At 67.6% G+C, this 13914-nt stretch carries 14 protein-coding genes; 4 read left to right on the top strand and 10 right to left on the bottom strand.

Annotated features, from left to right (window positions below; translation table 11 throughout):
• The first annotated feature begins 14 nt into the window (after positions 1–14).
• From QQ25_RS01885 to QQ25_RS01875, 3 genes are read left to right on the top strand one after another with little or no spacing between them, the layout of a single operon-like run.
• Positions 15–1019 (top strand): phosphotransferase enzyme family protein, encoded by a 1005-nt coding sequence (locus QQ25_RS01885; protein ID WP_039377693.1) that lies wholly within the window; start codon positions 15–17, stop codon positions 1017–1019.
• Positions 1020–1038: 19 nt separating this feature from the next.
• Positions 1039–1818 carry a 3-oxoacyl-ACP reductase FabG gene (gene fabG / locus QQ25_RS01880; RefSeq protein WP_039312734.1) on the top strand — a complete coding sequence of 260 codons (780 nt, stop codon included), beginning with the start codon at positions 1039–1041 and terminating at the stop codon, positions 1816–1818.
• A 49-nt stretch (positions 1819–1867) separates the two neighbouring features.
• Positions 1868–2635, top strand: a complete 768-nt coding sequence (locus QQ25_RS01875; protein ID WP_039312731.1) for a GntR family transcriptional regulator — start codon at positions 1868–1870, stop codon at positions 2633–2635.
• Positions 2636–2645: 10 nt separating this feature from the next.
• Here the strand turns inward: QQ25_RS01875 and QQ25_RS01870 are convergent, their stop codons facing one another.
• Together QQ25_RS01870 and QQ25_RS01865 are read right to left on the bottom strand one after the other, a co-directional pair.
• A complete protein-coding gene (locus tag QQ25_RS01870) occupies positions 2646–2975 on the bottom strand; it encodes a hypothetical protein (RefSeq protein ID WP_039377692.1) in 330 nt (109 codons plus the stop codon).
• Positions 2976–3040: 65 nt separating this feature from the next.
• On the bottom strand, positions 3041–4066 hold the full coding sequence (locus tag QQ25_RS01865) for an alpha/beta hydrolase (protein WP_101906526.1): 1026 nt from the start codon (positions 4064–4066) through the stop codon (positions 3041–3043).
• A gap of 71 nt (positions 4067–4137) precedes the next feature.
• On the opposite strand from QQ25_RS01865, the gene QQ25_RS01860 reads away from it, so the two are divergent.
• Positions 4138–4851 (top strand): UdgX family uracil-DNA binding protein, encoded by a 714-nt coding sequence (locus QQ25_RS01860; protein WP_082017419.1) that lies wholly within the window; start codon positions 4138–4140, stop codon positions 4849–4851.
• Here the strand turns inward: QQ25_RS01860 and QQ25_RS01855 are convergent.
• The 8 genes from QQ25_RS01855 to QQ25_RS01820 all read right to left on the bottom strand — a co-directional run bounded on the left by QQ25_RS01855 (position 4767) and on the right by QQ25_RS01820 (position 13878).
• A complete protein-coding gene (locus tag QQ25_RS01855) occupies positions 4767–6230 on the bottom strand; it encodes an aminotransferase class I/II-fold pyridoxal phosphate-dependent enzyme (protein ID WP_039376862.1) in 1464 nt (487 codons plus the stop codon). The genes QQ25_RS01860 and QQ25_RS01855 overlap by 85 nt on opposite strands.
• Positions 6196–7344, bottom strand: coding sequence for an MFS transporter (locus tag QQ25_RS01850; RefSeq protein WP_308205421.1), 1149 nt, complete (start codon positions 7342–7344; stop codon positions 6196–6198). The genes QQ25_RS01855 and QQ25_RS01850 overlap by 35 nt, the downstream gene beginning before the upstream one ends.
• Positions 7341–8618 (bottom strand): amidohydrolase family protein, encoded by a 1278-nt coding sequence (locus tag QQ25_RS01845; protein WP_039376860.1) that lies wholly within the window; start codon positions 8616–8618, stop codon positions 7341–7343. The genes QQ25_RS01850 and QQ25_RS01845 overlap by 4 nt, the downstream gene beginning before the upstream one ends.
• Positions 8612–9724 carry a CoA transferase gene (locus QQ25_RS01840; RefSeq protein ID WP_039376859.1) on the bottom strand — a complete coding sequence of 371 codons (1113 nt, stop codon included), beginning with the start codon at positions 9722–9724 and terminating at the stop codon, positions 8612–8614. The genes QQ25_RS01845 and QQ25_RS01840 overlap by 7 nt, the downstream gene beginning before the upstream one ends.
• Complete coding sequence (locus QQ25_RS01835) at positions 9724–10629, bottom strand: hotdog family protein (RefSeq protein ID WP_409370965.1); 906 nt, start codon at positions 10627–10629, stop codon at positions 9724–9726. Before QQ25_RS01835 ends, QQ25_RS01840 begins: the two co-directional genes overlap by 1 nt.
• A 136-nt stretch (positions 10630–10765) precedes the next feature.
• Positions 10766–11665 carry an enoyl-CoA hydratase/isomerase family protein gene (locus QQ25_RS01830; RefSeq protein ID WP_039376856.1) on the bottom strand — a complete coding sequence of 300 codons (900 nt, stop codon included), beginning with the start codon at positions 11663–11665 and terminating at the stop codon, positions 10766–10768.
• Positions 11662–13212 (bottom strand): fatty-acid--CoA ligase FadD4, encoded by a 1551-nt coding sequence (fadD4, locus tag QQ25_RS01825; protein ID WP_039376855.1) that lies wholly within the window; start codon positions 13210–13212, stop codon positions 11662–11664. Before fadD4 ends, QQ25_RS01830 begins: the two co-directional genes overlap by 4 nt.
• A gap of 93 nt (positions 13213–13305) precedes the next feature.
• Positions 13306–13878, bottom strand: coding sequence for a TetR/AcrR family transcriptional regulator (locus tag QQ25_RS01820; protein ID WP_039313732.1), 573 nt, complete (start codon positions 13876–13878; stop codon positions 13306–13308).
• Positions 13879–13914 lie beyond the last annotated feature (36 nt).

Raw genomic sequence — 13914 nt, 5'->3', positions numbered from 1 at the left:
AGGAGATAGTACCGATGGTTATCACCGACGAGATCGATGTCGCTCAACTGGCATTGAGCCAATACGACATCGGGGCGGATGCGACCCTGCGGTTGCTGAACCTGTCCGAGAATGCCACCTATCTCGTCGAGGACGCCGGCAACCAGTCCATCCTGCGGGTGCACCGGCAGGATTACCACGAGCCTCGCGAGATCGAATCCGAACTGGACTGGCTGCAGGCGTTGCGGACCGACAGCGATGTCACGGTGCCCACGGTGCTGCCGGCCCGCGACGGCCGGCGCGTGGTGACCCTCGGCGGTCGGGAATCCGGCGGGTTTGCGCGCCACGTCGTGCACTTCGGCATGGTCGCCGGGGCGGAGCCGGACGAGGACGCGTTGACACTCGACGACTTCCACACGCTGGGCCGGATCACCGCGGCGCTGCACGACCATTCGCAGCGGTGGGAACGTCCGGCAGGATTCGCCAGGTTCTCCTGGGACTGGGAACACAGCCTGGGCGCCGCTCCCAGGTGGGGCCGCTGGCACGACGCCGAAGGCGTCGGCCCGGCCGAGCAGCAGGTGCTCGAACGCGCCCAGCAGTTGCTGCACGACCGGCTGCATGCCTACGGCACCGGATCCGAGGTCTACGGGCTGATCCACGCCGACCTGCGGCTGGCCAACCTACTCGTGGACCCCGACGCCTCGGGTGTTTCCAAGATCACCGTCATCGACTTCGACGACTGTGGATTCGGTTGGTATTTCTACGATTTCGGCACCGCGGTGTCGTTCATCGAAGATGACCCGGCCCTGCCGGAATGGCAGGATGCCTGGGTGAGCGGCTACCGCACCAGACGTGACCTGCCCTCCTCCGACGAGGACATGCTGGCATCGTTCGTGCTGCTGCGCAGGCTGCTGCTACTGGCCTGGATGGGCAGCCATAGCCACTCCAGGGAATCGGCCACCAAAGCCATCAGCTATGCCGCCGGCAGCTGTGAACTCGCCGAGCGCTACCTGCGCTCCAACGGCCTCACCTTGACCTGACTCTCAAAGGATCCCAAATATGTTCGCATCGCTTCAGGGCCGCTCGGCCATCGTCACCGGCGGAAGCAAGGGCATCGGCCGCGGCATCGCCCAGACGTTCGCCCAGGCCGGCGTGGACGTCCTCATCACCGGTCGCAACCAGGGCGATCTCGATGACGCGGTCGCATCGCTCGCGGACGCCCCGGGCAAGGTCAGCGGCCTGCGCGCGGATGTCACCAGCCCCGAAGACGCCCGTCAGGTGGTCAGCGCCGCCGTCGAGCGGCACGGCGGCCTGGACATCGTGTGTGCCAATGCCGGAATCTTCCCCTCCGGGCGCCTGGAAGACCTCACTCCCGACGACATCGACCAAGTCCTTGCCGTGAATTTCAAGGGCACCGTCTACATCGTGCAGGCCGCGCTGGCGGCACTGACCGCCAGCGGCCGCGGTCGCGTCGTCATCACCTCATCGATCACCGGTCCCATCACGGGCTACCCCGGCTGGTCGCACTACGGTGCGTCCAAGGCCGCCCAACTGGGCTTCCTGCGCACCGCCGCAATGGAACTGGCGCCCAAGAAGATCACCGTCAACGCCGTGCTTCCCGGCAACATCATCACCGAGGGTCTGGTCGAAATGGGCCAGGACTACATGGACCAAATGGCCACGGCGGTACCTTCCGGCCGGCTCGGGTCGGTCGCCGACATCGGCAACGCGGCGCTGTTCTTCGCCACCGACGAAGCCGCCTACATCACCGGACAGTCGCTGGTCGTCGACGGCGGACAGATTCTGCCCGAATCTCACATGGCGATCGCTGAACTCTAGTTCAACCTGGATAGAATTGGCTGGACCAATACGCGGGCAGGGGGCCGGGGTGGCAGTTCACAGCGAAGAGTTACGCAGGCGCATCGTCGCCGATATCAACGCGGGCACCCCCGGCGCCAAACTCGGCAGTGAGCGTGACCTGGCCGAACGCTACGGCACCAGCCGCTCCAGCCTGCGCCAGGTGCTGGCCGCGTTGGAGGAAGCCGGGCTGGTGCACCGGGTGATCGGCCGGGCGGGCGGCATCTTCATCAGCCACGGGCAGGTGGAGCGACACCTCTCCGATGTGGTGGGCGTACCCGCCTTCCTGGCCAACCAGGGATATGTCGCGGGCACCCGGGTGCTCTCGACGCGTATCACCATCCCCGACGACGCAACCAGAACAGCGCTTCGGCTGGGCCCGGGCGACTACGTGATCGAGATCCAACGCGTCCGGCTGGCCGACGGCTCGCCCATCTCGCTCGAACACGCCCAGTTTCCCGCCGACGCCTTTCCCGGCCTGCTCGAACAGCAGCTGGGCGGCTCACTCTACGAAATCCTGGAATCCCGATACGGTTTGGTCACCGGACGCGCCGACGAGCGCATCGAGGCGGTGAGTGCAACCAACAGCGAAGCCACCTTGCTCGGCATCAAGCCCAAGGCGGCACTGCTGTTGATCACCCGGGTCACCTACGACCAGAACGGTTCTCCGTGCGAGTTTTCACGCGACCTGTTCCGCGGGGACCGTACGGCGCTGGCCGTCACTGCCAAGGGCAGCGGCATCGCCACTCACGAAGATGCCAACACCGCCTCGGTCACGCTGCAACGTCAGGCCGGCTGAGCTGCCGATCTCACTCCACCGAAAAGAACGAATCGCCCTCGTCCTGCGGACCGCTCAGTTGAACCTCTTCGGGTACGTCATCGGGATGCACCACGTCGACATCCTCGGGTTCGTCCACGTCTTCCTCGATGTCCGGCGGAGCCGGCCGGCCAGCTGAGGTGTCCGGAATCTCCGCCGCGAGTCTGCTCTCGAGGTCTCCCGTCGGCTCCGGTCGATCGGCTGCATGCCAATCCTCGGGCGGGTCGACGACCTCGTCACCGTCGTCGTTGGCGATCTCGTCGGAATCAGTCGACTCACTCGGCGACAAGGTGTCGTCGGGGCCCATATCGGTGTCACTCATCAGAACCTCCGGATCAGGCTGGGACGGCGGCGGTTTCGCCATCGCCGGGCGATTCGCGTCCGCCGTCAACTGACGTCTGCCGCTGGATACCCGAGGCCGACACAACGGAAACTCGGCTCCGGGCGCACATCGGAGCGATCCGTCACGCCCTTCACGAAGTCGCCCAGGTAGCCGATCGCGCGTCGGCCTTCCGGCAGAATGTCAGCGGCCAACGGGAAGTCATGTACCTGCCCCCGCCACACATGCAGTTCGCACGGCGACCGAGCCTCGGCCAACCGTTGCGCCACCACTTCCGAATCGACCAGCAATGATTCGTCCGCACTCACGTGAATCATCACCGGCGGCATACCCGACAGATCAGCCGTCATCGGATCGATCAGCTTCGCGGCGCCGCTGCACTGGCCCCTCCGGAGAAACCGAGCGAATGCCGAGAACGCCGCTGCGGTGAACATGGAACACCGGCCGATGTTGGGGTGTGCCAGTTTGCGCGCCGGGTCCAGGTCGATCAGGGGCGAGATGGCCGCCAACCCGGCGACCGGGGCGAGGCCGCGCGACAACGCCTTGAGGGTGGCGGCGAAGGCCAGATAGCCACCGGCTGAATCACCCGCGATCACCACCCGGCCCGGGCCATATCCGTTGTGGCGCAGCCAGGACAGCCCGGCCAAGGCGTCATCGATCGCGTCTGCCAATCCACAGGTGGGCAGCATCCGGTACCCGACATTGAGCACCATCGCATCGGCGGCAGCCGACAAACGGACCGCCAATGCACGATGCGTGTTCAGCCCGCACGTGAGAAAGGCGCCCCCGTGCAGATACAGGATGGCGTTGCGGGGCGAGGTTCCTCTGGCCCTGACGATTTCGGCCGGGCAATTCGGCAGGGCCACCGGGCGGATCGATGCCATCGACCGACGGCCCGGGACCAGGCCGACGAACCGATCGATCGACCCCAAGGGCCAGGCCAGATTCGGCTGCAACGCCCACGCACGGACGACGTTCTTCACAGCCACCCGGCAGCCGGTTCCCAGAGCCGCTGCCTCCAGGCTGCGCCTGCGGTGGAGCACCCGCTTGCCAATGACCTCTACCCTGGCCATCTCAACCATCTCCCGTTGTAATGACACAAATCGAATACCCGCCAGAGGCTTGGTAAAACACCTCGGTGGGTATGTCCATCGACATGGGCGGAGCCGAGGAGTTCGTACCCGCAACTCACGACCTGAAGAAGCTGGCGGCGGCATCCCGGGATTGTCAAGGCTGTCCGCTGTATCGGGACGCGACCCAAACCGTGTTCGGGTCCGGACCTCGATCGGCCAGGATGGTGCTGGTCGGCGAGCAGCCGGGTGACCGGGAGGATCGGGCCGGGGCACCCTTCGTCGGGCCCGCAGGCCGCATATTGGACAAAGCGTTGGCATCAGCCGAGATCGACCGCTCCGAGCTCTATCTGACCAACGCCGTCAAGCATTTCAAGTTCACGCCCGCCGAACGCGGGAAGCGCCGAATCCACAAGACTCCCAGCCGGACCGAGGTGGTGGCATGCCGGCCCTGGCTGCTTGCCGAGCTGGACACCGTCGCCCCGGAAGTCGTCGTCCTGCTGGGAGCGACCGCCGCCAAATCGCTGCTGGGCAATGACTTTCGCGTCTCACATCACCGAGGGGAGATCATTCACGCCACGGTGCCGGACGAGGGAGAAGAGCGGACACTCGTCGCCACCATCCACCCCTCGGCGGTGTTGCGTGGCCCATCGGATGCCCGCGACGAAGCCTTCGACGGGCTGGTCGCCGACCTTCGCACGGCCTACGCGGTGACCCGCACGGTACCCAACGCCGGATCGGCAGGGTCGGGCACATTCATGCCCGCCGCGAGCCCGCTCCGCAGATAGTCCAGGACGGCCTGGTTGAGCCGTTCGCCCGGAACCACTGCGGGAATCCCCGGCGGGTACGGCGTGATCTGCTCGGCGGCAATCCGGCCCGCCGCCTTCTCCACCGGTACGTCCTCGACGGGGCCGAAGAACGCATCGCGGGGCGACACGACGGACTCCAGCTCCAGCTCGTCGGGGGTGGGCAGGTCGACTTGCGGTGGCGGGTCGAAATCGTGTGCGGCCTTGCGCCACAACCGGAGCGCCTCGACCAACCGCCCCGCCGTGTCCGGGCCGTCCGCCAGCGACATGGTGGCCAACACCCGGCGATGGTCCGTCATCCCCAGATCGAGCTGACAGTGCTCCCGCAACCAGTCTGCGGCCTGATAGCCCGAGGTGCCCGTCGCGGCGACGTCGATCAACACCTGCAGCCGGTCCAGATCGTGGGAGGCCTCCTTGCCCAGCAGTTCCGCGTCGAGCACCTCGACGTCGTCGATCTCCTCGATCTCACGGCGGGTTTCGTTCGCCAGATCCAGTGCCGCCCCCATCAACTCGTGCCCATGTTCCACCATGTGCCGTCGCCAGCCGTCGATCGCGCTGTACACCAAGACATTCGGGCTCGTCGTCATCAGCAGGTCCGCACAGGCCGACAGCCGGTTCTGGTCGACCAGGTCGCCCTGCAGATGGAACACCGAGCCCTGCTCGAAGCCGGCACCCATCTTGTGGACGCTCACCACACACACGTCCGCGCCCGCGTTCATCGCCCACGTCGGCAGATCCTCGTGGAAGGGCAGATGCGCGCCCCAGGCCTCGTCGACGATCAACGGCTTGCCCCGGCGATGGCAGACCTGCGCGATGCCTTCGATGTCGGCGCACGTGCCATAGGGACTGGGGCTGACGATCAAGGCGGCCGCGGCATCGGGGTGACGCTGCCAGGCCTGCTCGACCTGTTGCGGCGACGGCGGGTGCGACAGGTGACGCTCGGCGTCCCACTGCGGCGTGATCCAGCGTGGTGTCAGACCGGAGAAGATCAAACCGGCCACCACGGACTTGTGGCTGTCGCGGCTGAGCAGCAGGCTGCCGTCACACCCGGCGACGGCCATCATCGCGGCCTTGACCGACAGCGAGCTGCCGCAGGTGGAGAACCATGCCACCTTCGCCCCGACGGCCTCGGCCATCAGGTCCTCGGCCCGCTTCAGGTAACCGTTGCTCATCCGCCGGTCATCCAGCCCGCCGCTGGCCAGGACATCGCTCAGGAACGGCTCGCGGCCCAGGACTTGCAGCACCCGCTGATCCACACCCCGCCCTTGGCGATGCCCCGGCGGCGAGAACCCGTACCGGTTGGAATTGTGGTACTGGTGCAGCGCGTCAACCAGCGGTGCCGCGCCCTGATTGCCCGTCATGGCCGGTGAGTACCCACATCAACCCGACTCCCACACACGCTGCCGTCATCACGGCGAATGCCGTCGGGAAGGAGAAGGAGGTGGCCAGCGCACCTACCGTCAGAGATCCCAGGCCGGTGCCGGCGTCGAACCCGACGTTCCAGGCCACGCTGACGACGCCGCGGGCATGCTCGCCGGTGGTGGCGAACGCCTGCACCAGGGTGAGATTCTGCAGCGCGCCATAGGCAGTACCGAGCAGTGCACAGCCCGGGATCACCAAGGATCCGCCCACCCCGATGCCGACGGCGATCAGCGCCAGCCCGACCGCACCCACACCCAGCATCGGGGCGATGAACCTCGCGGCACCGTGACGATCGACAATCCCTCCGATCAACCACCGGGCCAGCGCGGCCGTGCCGGTCATGGCCAGCAACGCCCCGAGCGCCGTTGTCGCACCGCTCAGTTGCGGCGCGAAGGTGAGGATGCCGCCGCCGGCCGCCGTGATCACCACGAGCGCGGCGATCGGACCGACCAGCCCGCGGCTCACCCCGTCGAGCCGGTCCGGATGCGCCTCATGCACCACGGCAGGTGCCGGCCGGATGAACGCCAGCGGCACCGCGAGCAGAGGTGCCGCGGCCGACACGAACACCAACTGATACCCGACGTGCTCGGCCAGCCACGGCGCCAACGGGGTCAACACGAACTGCGGTGCCGCGATGGCCAATCCGTACGCCCCGATCGCGCGACCCCGACGCTCGTGCGGGATCAGGGCGGCTATTCCCCTGACACTGCAGACCGTCAGGATCCCGAAGCCCAATCCCCGCAACGCTGCCAGCAGCAACACCTGCCACAGCGATCCGGTCAGCAGGTGCAACACTGCCGGAACCCCCAGCAGCACAAGACCGAAAGCCTGTGTGACGGCCCAGCCGACCCGCCGCAACAGCGATCCGACCAACAACTGCGCGATGACGGTGAACAACATGAGCACGCTGTTGACCGCACCGGCACCCAGGTTGTCGGCGCCGATGTGCACCGCCCACATCGGCGCAGCGGGCAGCAGCAGCGAGAATCCGGAGAATCCCACTGCGGCACACGCCAACAACGCCGGCATACCCGGCACCCGCCACACACTCACCGCTCGAACACCACCACTCCGCCGACGATGGTGGCGGCCACCAGATCGGCATCGAGCGTATCCACCACCCGCTGCGGGGTGTCCGCGAGCAGGCACAGGTCACCGGGTTCGCCGGACGCGATGCGCCGTGGCCGGGCCGGATTCCCGGCGCTGCCCAGAAACAGGGTGAGCGCGCGCCGTCCCGATATCCGTTCGACGGGGTTGAGCACCACACCACCCGGGGTACGACGATGCACCGCCGCGCGCATGGCGGCCCACGGGTCGGCCGCACCGAACGGTGCATCGGTGGACAGCGCCACCGGGACTCCGGCAGCCAGCAGGGTGGCCACCCGCCAGAGCTGATCCTGTTCGGCAGTGGGCACATCCGTGCGGTACTGATCACCCCGCTCGGCCACGAAATTGGGCTGGGTCACCACCGTTGCCTCGAGCGCGACGAGGTCGTCGATGCAGTCCAGCGGCACCATCGCGGCGTGTTCGATCCGGTCGGCGGGATGGCTACCCGCAGCTTGCAGTGCCGCGATGGTGACGATCAGCTGGGCCGCCGTCACGCAATGCACGGCCACCGGTTCACCGGCGCGGTGCCGTTCGGCGATCCACGCCGTCAGATCGTCCAGGTCGAGTCGGTCGTCGTGCAGGATCCGCTTGCCCGGGGCCAGAAAGTGCACACGCTGCCGCAAGCCCGTCGGACGATCGGCGGCCGGCAGGTCGGGCGTGGCATCGGTGACACCGGTGACGCCGTATCCGGCGAGCCGGGCGCTGAACTCCTCGACCGCCGCGGCCCTGCGCTCCAGCGCCTCCGACCAGGTCGGGTCCGCGCTACGCAGGCGCCCGTCAGGGTGATCGCCGAGCCCCAGCACCGCGAGCCCGGCCGAGTTGACCGTCCACAACACGCCACTGCGATGTTGCACGCGCACCGGGACATCGGAAACCAAGCGATCCAGCGAATACCGGTCCAGCGGGCCTGCCACCGCCTCGTGGTAGCCGACGGCACGGATCCAGCCGTCGCTGCCCGCGACCGCAGCCGTCAGCACCTCGGCCAGCTCGGCCTCGCCTGCCACCTCGGCGGGGCCGACCCGGATCGAATCCTGCTCGGCTGCAGCCGAGTACACGTGCAGATGGTGATCGTGCAGGCCGGGTATCACCGTACCGAACGCGGCGTCGAGTACTTGTTCGCCCGGCTGGGGCGGCAGTGACTCCGCGACTGCTTCGATGGTGTCGCCGACCCGCAGGTCCACCACGGCCCCGTCGAGCAGCGTCGCACGGCGAATCAGCATGGGGCATCGTTCCGTTCCGCCACCAGCCGACGTACCACGTCGTTGTCGGCGCCGAGCTCCCGGCCGGGCAGCCCCGAAACGGGACGTTTCGCGATCACGTCGGTCTCGTCGCCGCTTCGGGAGCGGTAACCGGCGGCCACCGCCGCCATCGAGAACTCGATCAGCTCGCCGCCGCCACGGGTCCGCGAATCGGCCACCGCAGCGGCGGCATGCAGCCCGGTCAGCGGATCGGCGATGGCATCACCGACGAACACCGGTGCGCCCCGGCGCTTTCCGACCAGGCCGCCCGACACCGCAGCGTCGTCTCCGAATGCCACCCAGTCGGCCTTCTCCCCCGAGGCGCCGTGTCCGGTGATGCGCAACCAGATCCGCCCGGGCCTTGGCGCGACGGTGTCGGGCCCGAGTCCGCGCCTGGCCAGCGCCGCCGGCCGTGAGGACTCGATCACCACATCGGCCGCGCGAAGCAGCACTGCCAGATCACTGGGGTCATCGAAATCGGCCGCGTACGAGAGTTTTCCACCGTTCATCCAGTCGAAGAATTCCTGCGCGCCGGCGCGGGTCCCGTCCGGACGGCTCGGGCTTTCCACCTTGACCACGGCGGCACCGGCTCGGGCCAGCAGCTGCCCACACAACGGCCCCGCCCACATCGACGACAGGTCGGCCACCAACACCCCGGCCAGCGAACCGGTCTGGGTGGGGCCGAGCGGGCTCACCACCGGCGGCGCAGGCGCGGTTTCACCGAGCACACCGACCGGCAGTCCGAGGAGGCGCGCCCGTTCGGCCATCTCCTCGGCAGAGTGCTGTGCGGCCCAGCCGCCGACCGCCGGCCACGGGTCGGCATCAACCGAATCATCCTGCAGCAGTGCGGGAACCGACGCGATGTCGTCAGGGCGCGACAACGTCAGGGCACACCATCCGTCGCGGCCTTTCAGCAGCCGCGTCGCTCCGCCCGCCGAGACTTGTCCGTGTGGTGCGATGTCCAGCTGTGCAGCGCGACCGGTGAGCAGTTCGGTGGCGTCGACCGCGACGCCGGTGTGGGCCGTGAAGTCATCGGCGACCGTCTGGGCCTGCCGCAGCAGATCCCTCGGCATCGCCAACGCTGTCATCAGAACTGCAGCGCGCTGAACCGCCAGTCGAGCACCTGGCGGTCGTCGCCACCCTCGGGTCCGCCGGCGGCGTACACCAGCGAACGCAGTTGCAGTACTCCGGCGTCGGCCGATTCCACATGTAGCTCGCTGAACAGGGTGTCGCCCTCGTGTACCGGGCCGGTGTGGTCACACGATTCCCAGCCCAACACCGTGACCAGGTTCGGCAGCAGGCGGCCGGCCTGGGCCAGAGCCAGCCCGATGGTGTGCCCGCCGTATACCAGGCGCTTGCCACCCGCGCGCCAATCGTGATGGGTGGCAGCAATATTCAGCGTCAGCCGGGCCAGTTCGGGGGCACTGCTGACCACGTCGGCGGTGCTGTGCAGCACCGTACCGGCCAGGCCGGCATCGAAGTGGGGGCCGGGCACCCGGGCCCGGAAAGCGTCCCCATCCCACCCCGCGGTGGGGTTCGGGGCGGCTGCGTCGGCCCCGATGGTCGACAGATCGTCGGCGTGCCCGGTGTCAATGTCATCTCCGGACAGTGGCAGCATCGCGCAGCGGTAGAAGTCGAGAACCTTGCGGTCCAACTGGTCGACGGTGGTCATCCGCAGCGCCGCAAGACCCGTGGCCGCGCGTCCGGGTTTCACCGAGTTCTGCTTGAGCCCAACCACTTCGGTGCGGGTGTACAAGCTGTCCCCGATCACCGGGCAGCGGTGGAATGCCAGCCCGCGGTAGAACAGGTTTGCCTTCACCCGTTGGGTCACCAGCGTGCTCTGCCCGATCGCCACGTCGCACACCAGCGCGGGGTGGGCCAGCGGACCCGGCTCGCCGGTCACCGCGGTGGCGAGTTCGGCGTCGAGCGCCAACCGCAGCCGGTCACCGAGAATCGCCTGATGCGTCGCAGCCGCACCGGCGGTCAGCGTCATCGACGGCGCGGTGTCGAATACCTGGCCGACCGCCAGGTCATCGAAGTACGGGCCACCTTGTTTCACATCTCGCACTATGCCATTCACCGACATCGATTCTGCGTCTAGGGCGTGGAAGCGCGAGGAAGCCCAACCCTCACCGCAGAGTCACCGGGCGCACCTCATCGACCAGGCCCCACGCCAGCGCCGTCGCCGCGTCGACGGTGCGCCCGGAGAGCACGAGGTAGGCGGTGCGCCACCGGCCGATGCGTCGCGTGATGCTCACCGTGCCGCCCGCCCCCGGGATCAAACCCAGGGCCAGTTCCGGAAGGCCGATTGTGGCGTCCGGATCGCAGCTGACCCAGCCGCAGTAGGCCGCCATCTCCAGGCCGCTGCCCAGCACCTGACCGTGCACCTCGGCGCGGCAGCGCTGTCCCAGCCTCGCCGTGAGTTCGTCCAGCACCAGGGCCGGGCTGTGCCTGGTGCGCGCCAGGTGGGCGCTGGCCGGATCGGCGAACGAGCCGAATTCGGCCAGATCACCACCGCTGCAGAATGATCGGCCGTTGCCGCCGAGCACGACCTCGTCGACCGACGGATCCAGCCGGGCCACCTCGAGCGCCTCCAGCAGTGCGCCCCGGGCATCGGTGGAGAACGCGTTGTGGCGCTGCGGCCGGTTGAACCGGACGTGCAGGATGTTTCCGTCGCGTCGGGCCTGCACCGGATCGGGCAGCTGCGGTGCGGTGGCCGGGCCCCGCTCTGCCAGCCACCGAGCGAACTCCGGTCCCGCCTGCAGTGTCGAATACGCCAGCGATTCGGTGATCACACCGGCCCGGGCCGGACCGGCCGGGTCGAACGAACGCAGCACGTCGTCACACACCGCCGCCGCCTGCGGCCATGCCCGGCAACGCTCGGTGAGTTGATCCACCGCCTGTTCCACCGAACCGACGGTGACCGCACGCCGGTCCTCGCAAGGCCGTTCGGTCAACGTGAACGTCGCGTCATCCGTCGGGATGTCGATCCCGACGCGGATTCCCGCAGGCAGCTCAAGGACGCTCACGAGTACTTGTTTATCAGCCCCTGTTTGTAGAGCTTGCCCGTGTCGGTGCGGGGCAGCTCGGCCTCGAACGAAATCGTGCGCGGGCACTTGTAGTGCGTCAGACGCTCACGCAGCCAGCCCAGTAGTTCCTCGGCGAATTCCGGAGTGGCATCGGCCGGGTCCACGGTCTGCACGACACCCTTGACGCTCTGCCCCATCTCGTCGTCGGGGATGCCGAACACCGCGGCGTCCATCACCTTCGGGTGGACGACGAGCATGTTCTCGGCTTCCTGCGGGTAGATGTTCACCCCGCCCGAGATGATCATGTGGTGCCGCCGGTCGGTGAGGTAGAGGTAGCCCTCCTCATCGACATAGCCGATGTCCCCCACCGTCTTCCAGCCGTGCGAGTCACGCGAGGACGCGGTCTTCTCGGCATCGTTGAGGTACTCGAAATCGGCGCCGCCATCGAAGAAGATCTCGCCGGCCTGACCGGGCGGCAGCTCCTTGCCGTCCTCGTCGAGGATGTGCACGGCACCGTTCATCGGCTTGCCCACCGACCCCGGGTGCGTCAGCCAGTCCTCGGCGAAGATCACCGTCGCACCGATGGCCTCCGAGGACGCGTAGTACTCGTCGACGATCGGCCCCCACCAGTCGATCATCTGCTTCTTGATCTCCACCGGACACGGCGCCGCGGCGTGCATCACCCGGCGCAGGCTCGACACATCGTACGAAGTCCGCACGCTGTCAGGCAGTTTCAGCATCCGGGTGAACATCACCGGCACGAACTGTCCGTGAGTGACACCGTGTTTCTGGATCGCGTCGAGCGCGCCTTCGGGGTCGAACTTCTCGAGTACGACCGTGGTGATGCCGGCCGCCTGCGTCTGCATCGACCACACCGACGGAGCGGTGTGGTACAGCGGCGCGGGGCTCAGATACACCGAGTCCGGCTGCATCCAGAACCCGACCAGCGCCGACATCATGCCCGGAGTTTCCGATGGCGGCACATGCGGCAGCTCGCGCTTGATTCCCTTGGGCCGGCCCGTCGTACCCGACGAGTACTGCAGCAGATCGCCGTCCAGCTCGTCGTCGATCGGGGTGGCCGGCAGGTTCGCGACGGCTTCCGGGTATCGCTGCCAGCCGTCCAATTCACCGTCGGGGCCTGATGTCGCCGCCGGGGCGGCTCCAGCCATCAGCAGGGTGGGCGGCAGGCCATTGGTCAGCTCCTTGTCGAGCCCCACCAGGATGTCCTTGAGCGCCGCGGAGCCGACGATCGCCTTGGCACCGCTGTTGTCGATGATGTAGGCGGCCTCGGCCGGGGTCAGATGTGTGTTGATGGGCACGTAGTAGAGACCACTGCGCCGCGCCGCCCACATCACGGCGTGGATGTGCTCGTTGTTCTCCATGAGGATCGCCACCACGTCGCCTTCTCGCAGGCCCTGCCTGCGGAAGTGGTGGGCCAGGCGATTCGCGCGGGCTTCCAGCTCACCGAACGTGACGACGGTGCCCGACGGATGAAGGATGATCGCCGGCTTCTCGGGGTTGGCCTCGGCATGCTCGCGGATCTGCATGAGGGCACTGTAACCGGCGCCACTTGACAGGTGTCAAGTGGCGAGTGCCGCGGTGCGTCTGCGGCCTCGAAGAATCCGCACCACCAGCAGTGATCAGTCGGCCCCAACACCACGCAGCAGCAGCATCAGGCCGGTGCCGGCGTCGTCGAGGGGCTGCACCGACCTGGCGCTGCGGCACTGGATGATGGCACCTTCCAGTGCACTGACGATGAAGCTGCCGAGTGAGGCCGCGGTGGCGGTGTCAACACCCTTGGATGCGATCGACTCCGCGATCACCCTGGACCAATCAGCAAACACAGCAGCGGACGCTTCCCGCACCACGAGCGCGTCCGGCCCGGCCTGGGCGGCGGCCACGATGGGACAGCCCGCGGCGAAAGAGCTGTCGACGAGATTGTGCTTCCATCCGGCGATAAAGGCGTCGACGACGTCCACAGCGGGCAACGTCTGCGCCAAACGTTCGATGCTCGAGGTGATGATTCGCCCGGCCTCCAACGTCGCCTGCTCCATCAGTTCAGTTTTCCCGGCAGGAAAGTGCTGGTAGATCGACCCGCGAGCGGTGTTGCTGCGCTCGAGCAGATCACTCAACCCCGTCGCGTGCACGCCGTATTCACGCATCAGCTCGATGGCGCTCCGAATGAGACGCTCGCGCGGGCCTGCCACCGCCATCACCCTCTCCATCACCGAAATAGACCAATCAGTCCA

The sequence above is a fragment of the Mycolicibacterium setense genome, assembly GCF_000805385.1.
Classification (GTDB): Bacteria; Actinomycetota; Actinomycetes; order Mycobacteriales; family Mycobacteriaceae; genus Mycobacterium; species Mycobacterium setense.
Note: the sequence above shows the minus strand (reverse complement) of the source record. Positions and strands in the feature narration are given on the sequence as shown.